General features: G+C 56.5%; 17 protein-coding genes. 15 read left to right on the plus strand and 2 right to left on the minus strand.

The window, feature by feature from the left end:
* Positions 1–43 precede the first annotated feature (43 nt).
* Positions 44–1,001, minus strand: a protein-coding gene (locus ACFQAU_RS18695; protein ID WP_132446447.1) for an IS630 family transposase whose coding sequence is annotated in 2 segments (ribosomal slippage) — positions 44–658 and positions 660–1,001 — 957 coding nt in all. Because the reading frame shifts where the segments join, the coding sequence is not laid out codon by codon here.
* A gap of 99 nt (positions 1,002–1,100) precedes the next feature.
* Between ACFQAU_RS18695 and ACFQAU_RS18700 the strand changes: the two genes are divergently transcribed.
* The 5 genes from ACFQAU_RS18700 to ACFQAU_RS18720 all read left to right on the plus strand — a co-directional run bounded on the left by ACFQAU_RS18700 (position 1,101) and on the right by ACFQAU_RS18720 (position 4,999).
* Positions 1,101–2,120 carry an IS110 family RNA-guided transposase gene (locus ACFQAU_RS18700; protein WP_132446445.1) on the plus strand — a complete coding sequence of 340 codons (1,020 nt, stop codon included), beginning with the start codon at positions 1,101–1,103 and terminating at the stop codon, positions 2,118–2,120.
* A 530-nt stretch (positions 2,121–2,650) separates the two neighbouring features.
* Positions 2,651–2,854 carry a dodecin family protein gene (locus tag ACFQAU_RS18705; RefSeq protein WP_132446443.1) on the plus strand — a complete coding sequence of 68 codons (204 nt, stop codon included), beginning with the start codon at positions 2,651–2,653 and terminating at the stop codon, positions 2,852–2,854.
* 239 nt (positions 2,855–3,093) lie between these two features.
* On the plus strand, positions 3,094–3,558 hold the full coding sequence (locus ACFQAU_RS18710) for an MgtC/SapB family protein (protein WP_132446441.1): 465 nt from the start codon (positions 3,094–3,096) through the stop codon (positions 3,556–3,558).
* 187 nt (positions 3,559–3,745) lie between these two features.
* Positions 3,746–4,318, plus strand: coding sequence for an HPF/RaiA family ribosome-associated protein (locus tag ACFQAU_RS18715; RefSeq protein ID WP_386284352.1), 573 nt, complete (start codon positions 3,746–3,748; stop codon positions 4,316–4,318).
* Positions 4,319–4,534: 216 nt separating this feature from the next.
* Positions 4,535–4,999: a YciE/YciF ferroxidase family protein gene (locus tag ACFQAU_RS18720; RefSeq protein ID WP_386284755.1), complete on the plus strand. Its 465-nt coding sequence runs from the start codon at positions 4,535–4,537 to the stop codon at positions 4,997–4,999.
* Positions 5,000–5,245: 246 nt separating this feature from the next.
* Here the strand turns inward: ACFQAU_RS18720 and ACFQAU_RS18725 are convergent, their stop codons facing one another.
* Positions 5,246–5,401 (minus strand): hypothetical protein, encoded by a 156-nt coding sequence (locus ACFQAU_RS18725; RefSeq protein ID WP_165935611.1) that lies wholly within the window; start codon positions 5,399–5,401, stop codon positions 5,246–5,248.
* A gap of 1 nt (position 5,402) precedes the next feature.
* On the opposite strand from ACFQAU_RS18725, the gene ACFQAU_RS18730 reads away from it, so the two are divergent.
* The 10 genes from ACFQAU_RS18730 to ACFQAU_RS18775 all read left to right on the plus strand — a co-directional run bounded on the left by ACFQAU_RS18730 (position 5,403) and on the right by ACFQAU_RS18775 (position 16,001).
* Positions 5,403–5,618, plus strand: coding sequence for a hypothetical protein (locus ACFQAU_RS18730; protein ID WP_132446435.1), 216 nt, complete (start codon positions 5,403–5,405; stop codon positions 5,616–5,618).
* Positions 5,619–5,653: 35 nt separating this feature from the next.
* On the plus strand, positions 5,654–6,109 hold the full coding sequence (locus ACFQAU_RS18735; RefSeq protein WP_132446433.1) for a DUF2231 domain-containing protein: 456 nt from the start codon (positions 5,654–5,656) through the stop codon (positions 6,107–6,109).
* 163 nt (positions 6,110–6,272) lie between these two features.
* Positions 6,273–6,788, plus strand: coding sequence for a hypothetical protein (locus ACFQAU_RS18740; RefSeq protein WP_386284358.1), 516 nt, complete (start codon positions 6,273–6,275; stop codon positions 6,786–6,788).
* On the plus strand, positions 6,779–7,699 hold the full coding sequence (locus ACFQAU_RS18745) for a PQQ-dependent sugar dehydrogenase (protein WP_386284361.1): 921 nt from the start codon (positions 6,779–6,781) through the stop codon (positions 7,697–7,699). The genes ACFQAU_RS18740 and ACFQAU_RS18745 overlap by 10 nt, the downstream gene beginning before the upstream one ends.
* 210 nt (positions 7,700–7,909) lie before the next feature.
* Positions 7,910–9,205, plus strand: coding sequence for a C69 family dipeptidase (locus ACFQAU_RS18750; protein WP_386284364.1), 1,296 nt, complete (start codon positions 7,910–7,912; stop codon positions 9,203–9,205).
* 588 nt (positions 9,206–9,793) lie between these two features.
* Positions 9,794–9,928, plus strand: a complete 135-nt coding sequence (locus tag ACFQAU_RS18755; protein WP_386284367.1) for a hypothetical protein — start codon at positions 9,794–9,796, stop codon at positions 9,926–9,928.
* Positions 9,929–10,448: 520 nt separating this feature from the next.
* Positions 10,449–11,366: an acyl-CoA dehydrogenase family protein gene (locus tag ACFQAU_RS18760; RefSeq protein WP_386284370.1), complete on the plus strand. Its 918-nt coding sequence runs from the start codon at positions 10,449–10,451 to the stop codon at positions 11,364–11,366.
* On the plus strand, positions 11,342–12,625 hold the full coding sequence (locus ACFQAU_RS18765) for an acyl-CoA dehydrogenase domain-containing protein (protein WP_386284373.1): 1,284 nt from the start codon (positions 11,342–11,344) through the stop codon (positions 12,623–12,625). The genes ACFQAU_RS18760 and ACFQAU_RS18765 overlap by 25 nt, the downstream gene beginning before the upstream one ends.
* Complete coding sequence (locus ACFQAU_RS18770; protein WP_132446425.1) at positions 12,622–13,905, plus strand: acetyl-CoA C-acetyltransferase; 1,284 nt, start codon at positions 12,622–12,624, stop codon at positions 13,903–13,905. The genes ACFQAU_RS18765 and ACFQAU_RS18770 overlap by 4 nt, the downstream gene beginning before the upstream one ends.
* Complete coding sequence (locus tag ACFQAU_RS18775; RefSeq protein WP_240791670.1) at positions 13,902–16,001, plus strand: 3-hydroxyacyl-CoA dehydrogenase NAD-binding domain-containing protein; 2,100 nt, start codon at positions 13,902–13,904, stop codon at positions 15,999–16,001. Before ACFQAU_RS18770 ends, ACFQAU_RS18775 begins: the two co-directional genes overlap by 4 nt.
* Positions 16,002–16,045: the final 44 nt, after the last annotated feature.

Raw genomic sequence — 16,045 nt, forward strand, 5'->3', positions numbered from 1 at the left:
GCGGATGCTCGCAGGCGGAAGTCGCAACTAAAGCATCCCGCCTTTAACTTGCGACATAGCCGGCAGCCTTAAAGTAGTTCCAGCATTCGTCTGGTGAGTATAGGTCGCAGATCTCGGCGATTGCGTCGAATAGGTCGGTGAAGGTGCGGGCGCCAATGCGGCGCAGATGCGCTTTGAGCTTAGAGAACGCCATTTCGATGGGGTTGAGGTCGGGACTATAGGGCGGCAAGAACAGGAACCAGCATCCTGCCTTCCGCATCACGTTTGCCGCTTCAGCGTTCTTATGAGTGGCAAGATTGTCCAGAATGACAACGCTTCCAGGGGAAAGCTCTGGCACCAGTACCTTTTCAACGTATGCAGCGAAAGCCGGGCCATCCATAGCACCTTTGATCACCCAGGGCGCGATCAACCCATCGGCGCGCAGTTCGGCGATGAAGGTCTGCGTGCCCCATGAGCCAAACGGGGCGTCCATAATAAGTCGGTCTCCAGAAGGAGCCCATCCCCGCTGCCTGGTTAAATTTGTCTTCACTGACGTTTCATCAAGAAAGACAACGCGCTCGGGTTGTTCTATCACGGCTGGAATTCGGTGCGCGAACCAATCTTCGCGTCGTCGCCTTACCTTCGCGCGGCGGCGCTCGGTGGCGACCAATGACTTTTTTATATGTATAGCCCAGCTTGCGCAGGAACTTTCCGATAGCATTGGGATGCGCTTGCACTCCCGTTGCATCAAACAAGACAGCACTCAATTCGGGCATCGTGACGTCGCCATCTTGAGCTATAATCGCGGCAAACAAAGCGCGATGGGGATCCAGCTTACCTTTACCTCTCGGTCGCCCCTGTGGCGCGGCGTCCGCGCGACCTTTCCTTCGGATAGCAAGCGCCCAACGAGCACCCGTGGCTGGTGATAACTTCAAGCGCAACGCCGCTGCTCTACCGCTCAAACCTTCTTCAATGTATCGCTGAAATCGCGCGCGAAGCGCATCCGGCAAAGGTGCTGACATGATCCATCCTCCCGAACAGAGTGATGATGTGGACGCCGCTGCCAGCGCAGCGCCAGGTATGGTGCTAAGAGAGAGTGCAGCAAAACAGGAGCGTTCGAAATGCATATCAAAACAATCGGCCTTGATCTGGCGAAAAGCGTCTTTCAGGCTCACGGCGTCGACGAAGCTGGCAATGCAGTTCTGATCAAGAAGCTGCATCGAAAGCAGATGATTCCCTTCTTCTCTAAATTGCCGCCCTGTCTGATCGGTGTGGAGGCTTGCGCGACGGCGCATCATTGGGCGCGCACCTTGACAGCTATGGGACATGAGGTTCGGATCATGCCGCCATCATACGTAAAAGGGTACGTTAAAAGGGGAAAAAGCGACGCAATTGATGCTGAGGCAATCTGTGAGGCAGTAGAGCGGCCCACGATGCGGTTCGTTCCCATGAAGACGATCGAACAACAAAGCATTCTGATGGCGCACAGAACCCGGGCGCTGATTGTGCGCCAGAGGACCATGGCAGCGAATGCGCTGCGAGCACATTTGGCCGAGTTCGGGTTGGTCGCAAACCCCGGTATCGCCAATCTCGTGAAGCTGGCCGACAAAGCGTTTGCAGATGAAACACTACCACCTTTTGCGCATCGGGCGCTTGAAATCCTGATCCGGCGCATGGCTGAATTGACTGACGAGATCGGGATGCTCGACGAAGAACTGAAGGCTTGGCACGTCAGCAACGAAGCAAGCCGCAGGCTTGCGGCCATCCCAGGTATTGGCGTGATCACTGCTACTGCAATAGCCGCCACAGTTACAGACCCAGAGCAATTCCGCTCGGGAAGACAGTTTGCGGCATGGCTCGGATTGACACCACAACAACAATCAACAGGAGGGAAAACCCGCTTGGGTGGCATCTCGAAACAAGGCGATCGATATCTCCGACGATTGCTCGTGGTCGGCGCGACCGCCGTCATGCGACACGCGAAGCGCAATCCGACCCCAATGACCGACTGGGTCAATAATTTGCTGGAGAAAAAGCCATTCCGGCTTGTCTCGGTGGCTCTTGCCAACAAACTCGCGCGCGTCGCATGGGCGATACTCACACGAGGAGAAACCTATAGACCTTATGGGCTCGCCGCATAAACGCGCGACCCGATCCGAATTGGCAAAGGCAGTCAATGATGCGTAACGATCGAGCCAACGGAGAGCCAAACCCGTCTGATTCACCGCGCCCCACAAGCGCGCTAGATTGATTAGGGACCTCTTCAGCGGATTTCCATCAGGGCCAGCGGCGCTTTCGAAGCCGCATAAACAGGCCGGACATATGAAAGCAACCGATTACCCGCACCTCGACAAAATCAGCCCTTGCCAAAGGCGGCGTCCACATATGAATCATCAAACGATACGCAAGGGAATCCCCCGATTCAGGTTTCTGGCGGGATGCTTTAGGCTCTTTTCAATTTCAACATCTGCGCTCCTGTGACGGATGTCGAACGATCGACGAAGGTTGCGCGTTCCGTCCATGGTCGCAAGCTTTAGTCGCTTATCCTATGTCAAAGCCACAAAACGTCAAGTCGGCAAAATCATGCTGCTATTGAGAGGCCACCGTTTAAACTTGGAACATGTCGGCAATCGGGCTGTTGGACTGTAGTAGCACGTTAAAGGAGGAAAGTATGACTATTGCACGAGTAACAGAGATATCTGCAACGTCACCGAACAGTTTTGACGACGCCGCCAAGCAAGGTATTGAGCGCGCCTCAAAGACGCTGCGCGGAATTAAAAGCGCTTGGATAAAAGATCAGAATGTGATGGTCGAAGATGGAAAGATTACGAAATTTAAGGTAAACCTATCCGTAACTTTCGTCTTGGACGACTGACAGCTAGTCTTGCAGCTTTTTTTGATGGGTATTCAAATAAATGGGTAAAATAGTTGGCACTATTCTGGTGCCAACTAGCGATGCCTTTACGTGAGCTGCAGTTCTCCCAATCCCGCATTTGTACAAATTCGTTCACGTATCCAGACAAGATATTTTAGCAAAGCTTATATGAGATATTTTGGGTCAGAGAACGCGCTGATCATCCTTTGACGGTAGTCGACTTAAAGAGGAGTAATACGGTGGGGCAGGACATCTGGTCGGCGGTCACACAGGAACTCTCTGACGTACCAGATATTGCCACTATAACCCGTATCACACTGCGCTTAACTTTAGCTGCCTTGTTGGGTGGCATGTTGGGCTATGAGCGAGAACTCAAGGAGCGCAATGCGAGCGTGCGAACACATATGCTTGTGGCAGTAGGGGCGGCGCTCTTTGTGATCGGACCGTTGCAGAGCGGAATGGAAATCGCCGATCTATCACGGGTTCTGCAGGGAATTGTTCAGGGCATCGGTTTTCTCGGGGCGGGCGCAATCATTGTTCGCACCGCCGAACGAAAGATCCAAGGATTAACTACTGCTGCCAGTATCTGGGCGACCGCCGGGATAGGGATCGCGGCCGGTCTGGGTCTTGAAGCGATGGCCGTGCTCTCGACCATTATCGTATTGATTATCCTTGCCGTTATTCCTCAGGTGACCCGACGCTGACACCCCGCGACAGCGGGCGTCAGCCGTTGTCAAAGACTAAACGGAACGGAGAACTGCTGCGGGAAGTTTAGCTATTGAAATGCGGGGAAACCTAAATGTTAGTTCCCTAAGACAGGAGCCGACGCTGACGGTTAATGGCGCAGCGTCGGACCATAGCAAAAAGGCATGACCAAAAATGGACACTCCCTTGGAAATCGCGTGGCACAACGTCGAAAAATCGGAACCGCTTGAGGCGCGCATCCGTGAGCGGGTAGACAAATTGCACCGCTATTTTGATCGCATCAACAGCTGTCACATCGTCGTAGAACGGCCGCATCGAAGTCAACATCACGGCAAAGAATTTCATCTGCGGATCGAAGTCCGAGTGCCGGAGCATGAAATTGTAATCAGCAATGATCCAGGTGACCGACGGGACCACTTCGATCCCAATATAGCGATCCGCGACGCTTTTGACGCAATGGAGCGAAGGTTAGAGGGACATTCCCAGAAGATGCGCGGGGATATAAAGACACTCACCGGTCCGCCCCACGGTATCGTCGTGCGAATGTTCGAAGAGTATGGGTTCGTGCGTATGAGTGATGGACAGGAAATCTATTTTGCGCCCAATGCGGTGCTGAACGACGGGTTTGAGGCCCTCAAGGTCGGATCGGCCGTTGAGTTGACTGTGGCTGAAGGGGAGGGCGCGATGGGGCCTCAGGCCTCAATGGTAAGGCCTATTAGTGAGGTCAGCCTTGAATCCGAACGACGCACAGAAATCTGACGTGTCTTTAGAACCATGGGGCGGACCGTGTCTAATTTTCGCCTTTAATCATCAGAAAGCCTCTTGCGCGGGACATTAGCACAAGAACCCAGACAGGAGGAGCTCTCTCATGCATCAAAGCATTTTGTGAGCAAAAGCCCGTGGGCCGTTTAGGCTTGGGAGAGATGACAACGGAAAAGAGGAGCGAGAAAGATGCAAGTGATCAGTTTTAACGAAATGTATATCTCCGAATTGCAGGAGGCACGGTCTTTCGAGGCCCAGCTGATCAGGGCGCTGCCCGATATGATTGCCAAAGCAGGCGATCCTGACCTGAAGCAGGCTTTGAAGACCCACCAATCTGAAACGCGAGGTCATCTTGAGCACGTGACCGAAATTCTTCGGCGCCATGAGGCATCCTTGGAAGAACATAAGGATCACTCCATGGAGCGGCTGTTGTCAGAAGCCGACAAATGGGCGGATATGATCGAAGATCGCGATCAACGGGATGCAGGTATCATCGCCTCAGCACAGCGGATTGAACACTATGAGATGGCCGTTTACGGCACTTTGGCCGCTTGGGCGAAACAACTCGGGCTTGGCGAGGATGAGAAAGATCTGCGGGCCATTCTGACGGAAGAACAAGCAGCGGACAAAAAACTTACGATGCTCGCCGAAAAGGAAATCAATCCTTCGGCAACATAGCCGTGCCATCTGCTGCGGCAGAACGATGGCATTCGCGTTAGGTGCCGTGCGCGATGACCGACCCAACCGCCACGTCAGCGGTGATCTGGCTCGATAACTTTGGGTAGTAACGGCGCATCGTGTTCGTCCACGCCGAGGTGGCTTTTGCGCTATTAGTCGGCATTTTGGCCTGCCGTGTTTGTGGGTAGTGCGACTCGCCTTCTCCCTAGAGCTTGATGCCGGTGCAGAACCTGTCCGATGAAAAGGCTACGTGCTGTCGGCGTCGAATTGGAACAATACGTCACACCAGCGGTTGGTATTGTAGGCGGTCAGTTCACGGAAAATTTCCGGACCGTTTGCCTGTGCTTCGTCGACAACAGAGACGATGGACAAAAACTGAAATGACGCAAGGAAGGGGCACATTATGACTCCGCCAGACGCAAATCTCAAAAAGCAGGAACGTCGCCATATCGGGCCATTGATCGGAATGGCCGTGGTGGTGATCTTCGGCATTGGCATTATTGTCTACTGGATGGGCGAGGAAGTTGCTACGGCGCCGGAAGATGATGGAACCACGGTCGAAGTGCCCACCGCAGAGGATGGCATTTCCAGAGATGTAGAGCCTGCCCCGGCCGAATAAACAGGCAGTAATTGCCAAATGAGGAACTACACCGAATGAGTTCGCAGGGTCCCAGATCCACAGCTACCATCAATGGGCGTCCCATACACGGGATGCTTATCAGCTTTCCCATCGTGTGCTTCACGCTAACCCTCTTAACGGATTTTGCATATTGGCAAACTGGCATTCTGATGTGGCAACATTTCTCGTCATGGCTGTTGCTGGTCGGTTTGGTGATGGGCGGACTGGCTGCGGTCGTGGACTCCATCGACCTCATCGGCAGTGCGCGCATCCGTGCGATATCGTCTGTCTGGGTGCATGCTGTGGGCAATGTCCTGGTTCTCGCACTCGCACTGGTTAACAGCCTCATACATGCCGGGGACGGCTGGACGGCGGTCGTTCCTTGGGGGCTGTCCCTCTCAGCCGCGACGGTGTTGGTCATGCTTGTTACGGGTTGGTTAGGCAACGGTTTGGTGCATCAACGCGGCGCGGGGGTATCACCTCATGAATGATCGTTCCGCTACTGACCTCGTGCGGGTCTCTCTTCCAATCCTGATAAAATTAACGATCGTTCCCGTCTTAGCGGTAACTGTGGCAATGCCCGTCGCTGCGCAGGAGGGTGGATTTGACGTGTCAAGCCAGATTGGCCCGGACCCGCTGTTACCAGAGCCACGCATGACCTTGCTTCCCGATATGAAGCTCGCCGAAGTGATCGGCTGGCAGGAGGATGAAGCGCCGACTGTTCCCGACGGGTTCACCGTGGCCGCCTACGCGAAGGATCTTGTGAATCCGCGCACGGTCCATACCCTTCCAAATGGTGATGTTTTGGTCGTGCAGGGGCGAGGCCCCTCAGGGAAGCCATTGCTCCGCCCCAAGGATTATATCCGGGGTTGGTTGATGAGTCTTGCCAAGGGCAGCGGCGGTGGGCCGAAGAAGGACAGCAACCTGATTACCCTGTTGCGCGACACGGATCGTGATGGCGTAGTTGATGAACGTAGCGATCTCCTGACCGATCTGAACTCTCCTTTCGGGGTGGCCTGGATTGACAACACACTTTATGTGGCGGCCGCCGATGCCATCCTGTCCTATCCCTACGAGTTGGGCGCGACAGAGATCACCGCAGCGGCAGAGGTTCTCACGCCATTGCCTGGGGGCCGATCAATCACCACTGGACAAAGGATTTGGCGCTAAGCCCGGATGGCACGGTGCTTTATGCTTCCGTCGGTTCGAATTCCAATGCCGCAGAGCGCGGCATGGAGGCCGAGAAGGGCCGTGCGGCGATTTGGCAGGTCGACCGGAGAACCGGCGCGAGCAAGATATTCGCCTCCGGACTGCGCAATCCCAATGGATTGACCTTTGAGCCTGAAACCGGCACGCTTTGGGCAGTCATCAATGAACGCGACGAGTTGGGACCAAACCTTGTCCCCGATTACATGACCTCAATTGTCGAGGGCGGGTTTTACGGCTGGCCTTGGAGCTATTTCGGTGATCATATAGATGAAAGGGTCTATCCCAAGCGCCCGGACATGGTCGAAAAGGCGATATCGCCTGATTACGCTCTGTCGAGCCACGTGGCTCCGTTAGGTATGATCTTTTCACAGAACTCCGCGATGCCTGAGCCATCCGCCAACGGTGCGTTCGTCGGAGAGCACGGCAGTTGGAACCGCGATCACTTCAATGGATACAAGGTAAGCTACATTCCGTTTGAAGACGGAAAGCCGGCTGGGAAGGCGGTTGCCTTCGTCACTGATTTCCTGTCGGGGGATCAAGCGCGGGGTCGGCCAGTGGGAGTTGGTATAGATGGGACCGGTGCATTGCTGGTGGCCGATGATGCTGGCAGCACGGTATGGCGGGTTGCTCCGTCGGACGGCGCCGTTACGCCAGAGCCTGTCGGATCGGACGGGCAGCGGCGGCGCGCGGACGCTGACGCGCCAGATGGTGAAGATCCTGTGCCGGGAATCATGAGGGCAGATCCAGAGAGCATTGAGGATAGCGCCAGCGAGAACAACACAGGTGACGCGGTAACGCCCACGCCTCTGACTACCGTTCCGGCCGTCAATTCCGATGCGGATCAAAATTCCGAACAACAGCAGGACGATTGACCCGATCGGAGCCTCGTTAGGGCGACGGGCGTGGGCCAGGCAAGTTCGTCATCTTCCTAACCGGGATCGCCGCGGCGTCATCACTCTCAAGTGCGCGTCGACCCATTTGCCGCGCTTTTTTTTGCGGGGGCCGTCAGACATTAGACCGGGTCCAGCCAATAGGCTTTTCGTTTTAATTCAAGTACTTTATAGTCATGTAAGATCATCGATTTGCTCAGCTATACAGCATCGGTTATTCTGAGTGTTTTTTTACGTAATTTTGAGGGTTCATTGAGCTACTGCGTCTATATTGGGAAAAATCATAGCGCTGACGGTCACGCCTGGTTGGCTGGCTACGGCGATGAACCATCGAGCCACTGGCTCGAGATTTTTCCTGAGCAAAGCCATCCGGAAGACGCGCTCGTGGAAGTGGGTGTAACACCGTCAGCTGACTTGCCCGGTGTCCGATCCTCCATACCTCAAGTAGTGAAGTCCTTCCGTAAGATCCGGGTAAGCTACTCTCATTACAAAGGGGTACCCGCGCCTGTGACCAACGGCGGGCTGAACGAACACGGGGTCGCGGTGCGCAGCGTGTGGTCGCCGTCACGCAAAGAACTCATAGAGATGACTTCAAAAGTACAAAGCGGTCCAAGCTACAGCGATCTAGCTGGGTTCGTGTTGGAGCGAGCCACGACCGCGCGAGAAGGTGTCGAGGTCATCGCCAAGATGATCAAGAAATATGGCGAGAGTACCTACGGCGGCAACACGCATGTTATTGCGGACGCTACAGAGGCTTGGATCATGATCGAACCCGCAGGTGGCAAGGGGCTGTGGGCTGCCGAACGGCTTAGTGATGACGCTATCAGAGCTTGCAGGCCGGGGTATATTGGTTCGATTCCAATAGCTTGCGAAAATCACCCGGATTTTATCTATTCACAGAACCTCGTGAGCTTTGCGAAAGAGATGGGCTGGTATGTAGACGGCAACTTCGACTTTAACGCTATCTACGGCGATGGCGCGGGGGTATGGGCTGGCGCACGTTGGGTTGAAAATGAACTCGAAACTCGAGCCATGAAGCCATCAAGAATTGAGTTTCGAGATATGGTCTGGGCCTTGCGCACCGAGCGCCTAACTGGTGATACCGCTGGATATGGTCAGATTGTTCCGTTAGTCAATCCGGTATCAAACCAACTTAGGATGCTGTGGCACGCCCCTTCCGGCGCGGTCTCTGCGCCATTCTCGCCTGTTTTCATGGGGCAAACCGAAATCCCACTCGAGTTTGGCAAGCACCGTTACCTTACGGTCGGAGAGGCAGCCCGTTTTCTTGATACTGATAAGCCGGTGTGCGGCGGACCGGAAACTCTGTCGAAGGTGTCTCTGAGAACTGAAAGCTTCACCGCTGCCGTAGTCGAATGTAAACGCCTACTCTATCTGATTTTGCAAAACACAGACAGTTTCCTGGAGCAGGCCAATTTGGCGTTTACGCAACGTGAGCGGAGCCTTGTACTGCGCACTAAAAAATTCTGAAAACTGCTGAGGTTCTGACGGATAGCGGACATCGCCGACAATGTGAACATTTGCTCGACTATTTCAGCACCACCGAACTTCTGGAAGGCTTGGCCTTAGTGAAAGCGTTGAATGCGCTGTTCGAGATACAAGTCCGGGCCACTGAAGGCCTCGGACATACATCAACTCCATTGGCTTTTGATCAAATTTGGTAATGTTAAATTGTTGCTATATTGCGCCTATCAAAAACCGCAAAAACCTCTGTTCCGTACCCGCATAAATGTCTGCTTCCAGCAACCTTGAGTATTGAATTTCCCAGCAGGTACCATTCAAGCGCTACCGTTTTTCTGCGATCGTAATCTTCTGCACCGTCAGGGTGTATTTGCGCTAACCCCTGCCGTATCACGGCACCATCGATCTGCTGCCTGCATGCGGAGCAATCGGTGATCGCGACGGGTTACCTTTGGGTGCGGAAGTTTGGACCTCAGCTGGCCGACTGCAACGACAGACAGCTGCGTAGGATTAGCTGGGATTGGCAATTAGATGAAATATATCAGCGTCGCCTTAAAGTGGCGGTATCTCAGGCGAGCAAGTGAACGACGTGGACTGATGATCGACGTCAGATTGACCGCACGAGGAGATGCAGAGGCGGCAAAAGCCTTTCTGCGCAAAGTGATTGAGAAAGTCCGGCTTCACCGCCGGTCACGATTTATACGAATAAGGAGCCGACCTATCGGAAGGTAATCAACGACGAGAACAAACGCTCTGATCCTCAGTTCGACAGCAACACACACATCTCCAGAAAGTGGCGAAATAATCGGATCGAGCGACCACGCCGCGCTAAAACGACTGCTGGGCTACGGGTAGAGAGTCCGTCCTCTCAGTTCAGCAAGTTCGACACTGCGCGGCATCGAAGCCATTCGAACCATCAAAAACAACCACATTGAAATCGAGCTTCCTAACCAGATCTTCGGTTTGGCAATTTAAAAGTGGATCAACGTCTCGGCTACACGCGACGCTCTTGTTTATGCAACAGTTTCCGGAAGATTCCATAGTCTGCCCCGCGCGGGCTGACATTACACACTTAGGTCGCGGCGCGCCGAATGCTCTGGCGCGGTCGTTGACATAGAAAAAATCAAGGAACTGTGGTGCCCAATGAGGCGTTGGGCCAAAAGTACGGAGGTCTATTTTAAAAATGCCCACATTCCGTCGGAATTACATCACCCGACCCATTCACAAGTGGGCACGCCAGGTCTTGCCCCAATTGAGCGAAACCGAATCCGAAGCCTTGGAGGCTGGCGAGGTCTGGTGGGAAGCTGAGTTGTTTTCTGGCAATCCCGAGTGGTCCAAGCTGTTGAAGGTCAAAGCACCGAAGCTGACTGAAGAAGAACAAACATTCCTCGACGGTCCCTGCCAGGAGTTGTGCGGCATGATCGATGACTGGGCGATCAACGAACACGATGCCGATCTGTCGCCCGAAGTCTGGCAGTTCATGCGCGACAAGAAATTCTTCGGGATGATTATTCCAAAGAAATTTGGCGGACTGGGGTTCTCAGCCTTTGCCCATTCGGAGGTTGTGCGCTTCATTTCGACTCGGTCGGTAGCCGCGGCCGTCACAGTGATGGTCCCCAATTCGCTTGGGCCGGGCGAACTTTTGCACATGTTCGGCACCGACACACAGCAGGACTACTGGCTGCCGCGTCTGGCCGACGGACGCGAATTGCCTGCCTTCGGCCTGACCAGCGACGAGGCCGGATCGGACGCCAGCGCAATGATCGACGATGGCGTGATCGAAATGGGCACTTGGCAAGACGAGGAAGTTTTGGGCATCCGCCTGAACTGGGCCAAGCGGTATATCACACTGGCCCCCGTCTGCACGGTGCTGGGTCTGGCGTTCAATCTGCGTGATCCGGACGGCCATCTGGATTTGGGCGAGGATATCGGCATCACCTGCGCGCTGATCCCCGCTGACCTGCCCGGCGTCGAAACCGGACGGCGCCACATTCCCAGCCAGACCATGTTCATGAATGGCCCGACCACGGGCAAGGACGTGTTCGTGCCGCTCGACCACATCATTGGCGGCGAGGAATATGCCGGGCGTGGCTGGATGATGCTGATGAGCGCACTGGCCGCCGGCCGGGGATCTCGCTACCCTCAATGGGCTGCGCTGCGATCGCGCTGAGTGCGCACACCACCGGAGCCTATTCCCGTATTCGCCAGCAATTCGGCCTGCCCATCGGCAAGTTCGGCGGCATCCAGACCCGGCTGGGTCGGCTGGCCGCCGACAGCTATTCGATGGATGCGGCGCGCCACCTCACCTGCGCAGGGCTGGATGAAGGGCGGTCGCTGTCGGTGATTTCCGCCATCATGAAGGCCCACGCAACCTTCCGGATGCGCGAGGCGATCAATGACGCGATGGACGTGCATTCCGGCAAGGCAGTGATCGACGGTCCATCGAATTACCTGCAGGCACTTTACCGCGCCGTGCCCATTGGGATCACGGTGGAGGGGGCCAATATCGTTACCCGGTCGCTGATCATCTTCGGTCAGGGTTCGATCCGTGCGCACCCGCACCTGCTAGACGAGATGAAGGCGCTGAATATTGAGGACCCCGAGGAAAGCCTGACGGCGTTCGACAAACACTTCTGGAAACATGTCGGACATTCGACCAAGACCTTCTTCCGCGCGCTTGGGCGGGCCTGGACCGGTGGCATTTTTGCCCCCGCGCCCGACGCAGGCGCTGTAAAGCGGCACTATCGCCAGATGGCGCGTTGGTCTGCGGCCTATGCCTTGACCGCCGATATGGCATTCCTGACGATGGGGGGCGAATTGAAGCGGAAGGAGATGATCTCGGGTCGGATGGGTGACATTCTATCCGAACTTTACATCCTCAGCGCCACGTTGAAACGCTGGGAGAACGAAGGGCGGCAGGGGGCCGATCTGCCGGCTGTGAATTATGCCGCCGAACGTGGCTTCGCGCGGATGCGGTTGGCGCTGGACGAGGTGCTGATGAACTTCCCGGCCCGCTGGGCGGCATGGCTGCTGCGTGCGGTGACGCTGCCGGGCGGCGGCACGCCGGGGCCAGATGATGCGCTGACGGAAAAGGTGTCGGACCTGATCTATGAACCCTCCGCCACGCGCAACCGGATCGTGGGCCGCATGTACAGTGGCTGTAACCGGGACGGCATTGTGCTGCTGAACGAATGCTATGGTGCCGTGACGGACACCGCACCGCTGATGAAGCGCCTACGCGAAGCGGACCAGACGCCGGATGAGGGCCTGGAGCGCGGCACCATCAGCCAAGAGGATCGCGACCGTATCGCGAAGATGGAAGACCTTGTCCACGAAGTGGTCGCCGTCGACGATTTTATCCGCGAACAGCTGGCCGGGCTCTATCCCGGGCTGGACGCGCAGGAGTCGCAAAAGGAGGCAGCAGAATGAACCGCCGGGTCTACCTTGTTGACGGCGCACGCACGCCATTCCTAAAAGCAAAAGGAAAGCCGGGTCCTTTCACACCCGTCGATCTGGCGGTGCAGGCGGGACGGCCTCTGCTTGCGCGGCAGAGCTTTGACCGAAAGCTCTTCGATTTGGTGATCTTGGGCTGTGTCAATGTCATCCAAGATGAGATGAACCCCGCCCGTGTGGCTGCCCTGAGGTTGGGATTGGGTGACGAAATGGTCGCCTTCACGATGCAAATTAACTGTGGTTCGGGCATGCAGTCGATCGACACGGCTTATCGCTATATCCGGGATGGTTCTCACGACATGATCCTCGCAGGCGGCGCAGAGGCGCTCAGCCACGCGCCGCTAGTATTGCGACAATCCGCGGTCGAATGGTTCGCGCAGATCTCCCAGGCCAAGGGGCCCCTGGCCCAGGCCAAGGCAATGACCGGGCTGCGACCGGAGTTCTTCAAACCAGTCATCGGACTGGAGCGCGGACTGACAGATCCGATCACGACTCTGAATATGGGCCAGACGGCGGAAGTGCTGGCGCATCGGTTCAATATTTCGCGGCGGAGCGCCGACGAATACGCCAACGTCAGCCATCACCGTTTGGCGCGCGCGCAGAAGGAAGGCTGGCTAAAGGATGAAGTCATGCCTGCCTTTGACAAATGCGGAAACGCCTACGAGCACGACGATGGCGTGCGCCCGGACAGCGATTTGGAGGGGTTGGCCAAACTCAAGCCCGCTTTTGAGAAACCCTACGGCAAGGTCACCGCCGGTAACTCCAGCCAAATTACAGATGGCGCAAGCTGGGTGATCGTCGCTTCAGAGGAGGCCGTCGAGAAACATAAGCTGAAGCCGCTCGCGCGGATTGTGGATAGTGAATGGGCCGGTCTGAACCCGTCCGTGATGGGTCTGGGACCGGTGTTGGCCTCGACGCCCTTGACGCAGCGCAACGACATGGCGCTCGAAGATGTGGATTTGTGGGAGCTAAATGAGGCTTTCGCCGCTCAAGTGCTGTCCTGCGTTGCCGCTTGGGACGATGCGGATTTTTGTCGTGAAATGTTCGGGCTGGAGAGTGCCTTTGGGTGTATCGACCACGACCGGCTGAACATCGACGGAGGGGCAATCAGCCTTGGCCATCCGGTTGGCACGTCCGGCAATCGGATCGTGCTGCACCTGGTCAACGCACTCCACCGCAGGGAATCGAAACGCGGCATCGCCACCGAGTGTATCGGCGGCGGCTTGAGCGGTGCGATGCTGCTGGAGGTGGCATGATGGCAGGACCCGTACTAGAGCACCTGGGAGAGACGAAACTTGAACTAGGCCCTGTGAACCGCGGCGAAGGCCCTTGGCTGCGTGACGAGGCGGACGGTATCGTCTGGCTGGCGCTAGACCGGGGCGACGGGTCCGTGAACACCGTCAGCCGGGACGTGATCAAAGGGCTGCAAAGTCACATTGAGACGCTGGAAAGCGACACCCCCGGTGCGGTCGTGATCCGCTCAGCCAAGATGGCGGGCTTTGCCGCCGGAGCCGACATCACTGGCTTTGATGACATGGCCTCTGACGGGGCGGCCGAGTTACTGAAGCAGGGGCATGACGTGCTGGACCGATTGGAGGCTCTCGATTGTCCCACGATCTGCGTTGTGCACGGCGCTGCATTGGGTGCGGGTTTCGAACTGGCATTGGCTTGTGATTGGCGCATCGCGGTCGATGACGCGTCGTTCGGTTTTCCCGAGGTGCAACTGGGCCTGCATCCCGGTCTGGGCGGGACTTTCCGCCTGCCTGCGTTGATCGACCCGGTCGAGGCGATGACGCTGATGCTGACAGGCAAGACCGCGCATACCGACAAGGCCCGCAAGCTGGGTATCGCCGATCTGGTAACCCAAGAGCGGCATGTAGCGGCGGCGGTCGATGCGATCGTGTCGGGCGATGTCGAGCGCGATGCGCCCGGCCTCAGGGCCCGCGCGATGGGCTTTGATCAGGCGCGGAGACTTGCCGCGCGGCAGATGCGCAAGGAGACTGAGAAGAAAGCCCCGAAGCAACACTATCCTGCGCCACACCGGTTGATCGACATCTGGGAAGAACATGGCGACGATCGGGTCGCCATGCAGCGCGCCGAAATCGAAAGTTTCGCCACGTTGCTGGACAGCGATACCTCGAAAAACCTACGCCGCGTGTTTTTCCTACGGCAAGACATGAAGGATAAAGGCCGGGGCGAGGACGGCATCGATCATGTACACGTCATCGGTGCCGGGGCGATGGGTGGCGAGATCGCCGCGTGGGCGTCCATCAAGGGCAAGACTGTGACGCTAGGCGATATCGACCTGGACCCGCTGGGCGAGGCAGTCAAGAAAGCGCGCGCCGTCTGCAAGGAGATGCATCTGTCCGCTATTGAGACACGCAATGCGCTGGATCGCATGATGCCCGACCCACGTGGCTATGGCGTCGCCCAAGCAGATCTGCTTATTGAGGCGGTGCCGGAAACGCCTGATCTGAAAGAGAAGGTTTACAACAGATTGAAGGGCCAGATGAAGCAGGGGGCGATCCTTGCCAGCAACACCTCCAGCTTGCGTCTGGCCAAGTTGAAGGGTGACGCACCCGATCCATCGCGCTTTGCCGGGCTGCATTTTTTCAATCCGGTCAGCAAAATGGATCTGGTCGAGGTCGTGCGCCATGACGGCACCGCTGATGACGTCACCCGCAGACTTGCCGCCTTCTGTGGCGAGATCGGCAAGCTGCCCGTGCAAGTTACCGACTATCCCGGCTTTCTGGTCAACCGCGCGCTGATGCCTTACCTGATGGAGGCGATGGTGATGATGGACGAAGGGGTGGACAAGGAGGTTATCGACACAGCCGCCATCCGTTTTGGCATGCCGATGGGGCCTGTCACCTTGGCCGATCAGGTGGGTCTGGATATTTGCCTGCATGTCGCCGAAAGCCTCAAGGGCGCGCTAGACAAACCGATGGCCGACATCAGCGACCGCCTCCGCGAGAAAGTCGAGGTGGGCGACGTCGGCAAGAAGGCAGGGCAGGGGTTCTATGATTGGTCAGAAGGCACGCCACATCCGGATTCCGATCTGGACGATGCCGCCGATGATCTGACAGACCGACTGATCCTGCCGATGCTGAATGCTTGTGTGGAATGTTTGCGGAAGGATGTGGTGAAGGATGCCGATGCCATTGATGGCGCGATGATCTTTGCCACCGGGTTCGCGCCTTTCCGGGGTGGCCCGATTCATTACGCCCGGGCGCGCGGCGCCAAAGAAATACGCAAGCGTCTGGAGGAACTGACCGGGAAGCATGGTGAACGTCTAGCCCCCGACCTTGGCTGGCAGGACCTCGGAGCGCGCGACGCTTCGGGAAGAAGCTGACGAGATTTTTGTTCAAGGATCTGTGTGGTGAGATGGGAGCTATG

The organism is Sulfitobacter profundi, from assembly GCF_042661425.1.
In the GTDB taxonomy this organism is placed as follows: domain Bacteria; phylum Pseudomonadota; class Alphaproteobacteria; order Rhodobacterales; family Rhodobacteraceae; genus Sulfitobacter; species Sulfitobacter profundi.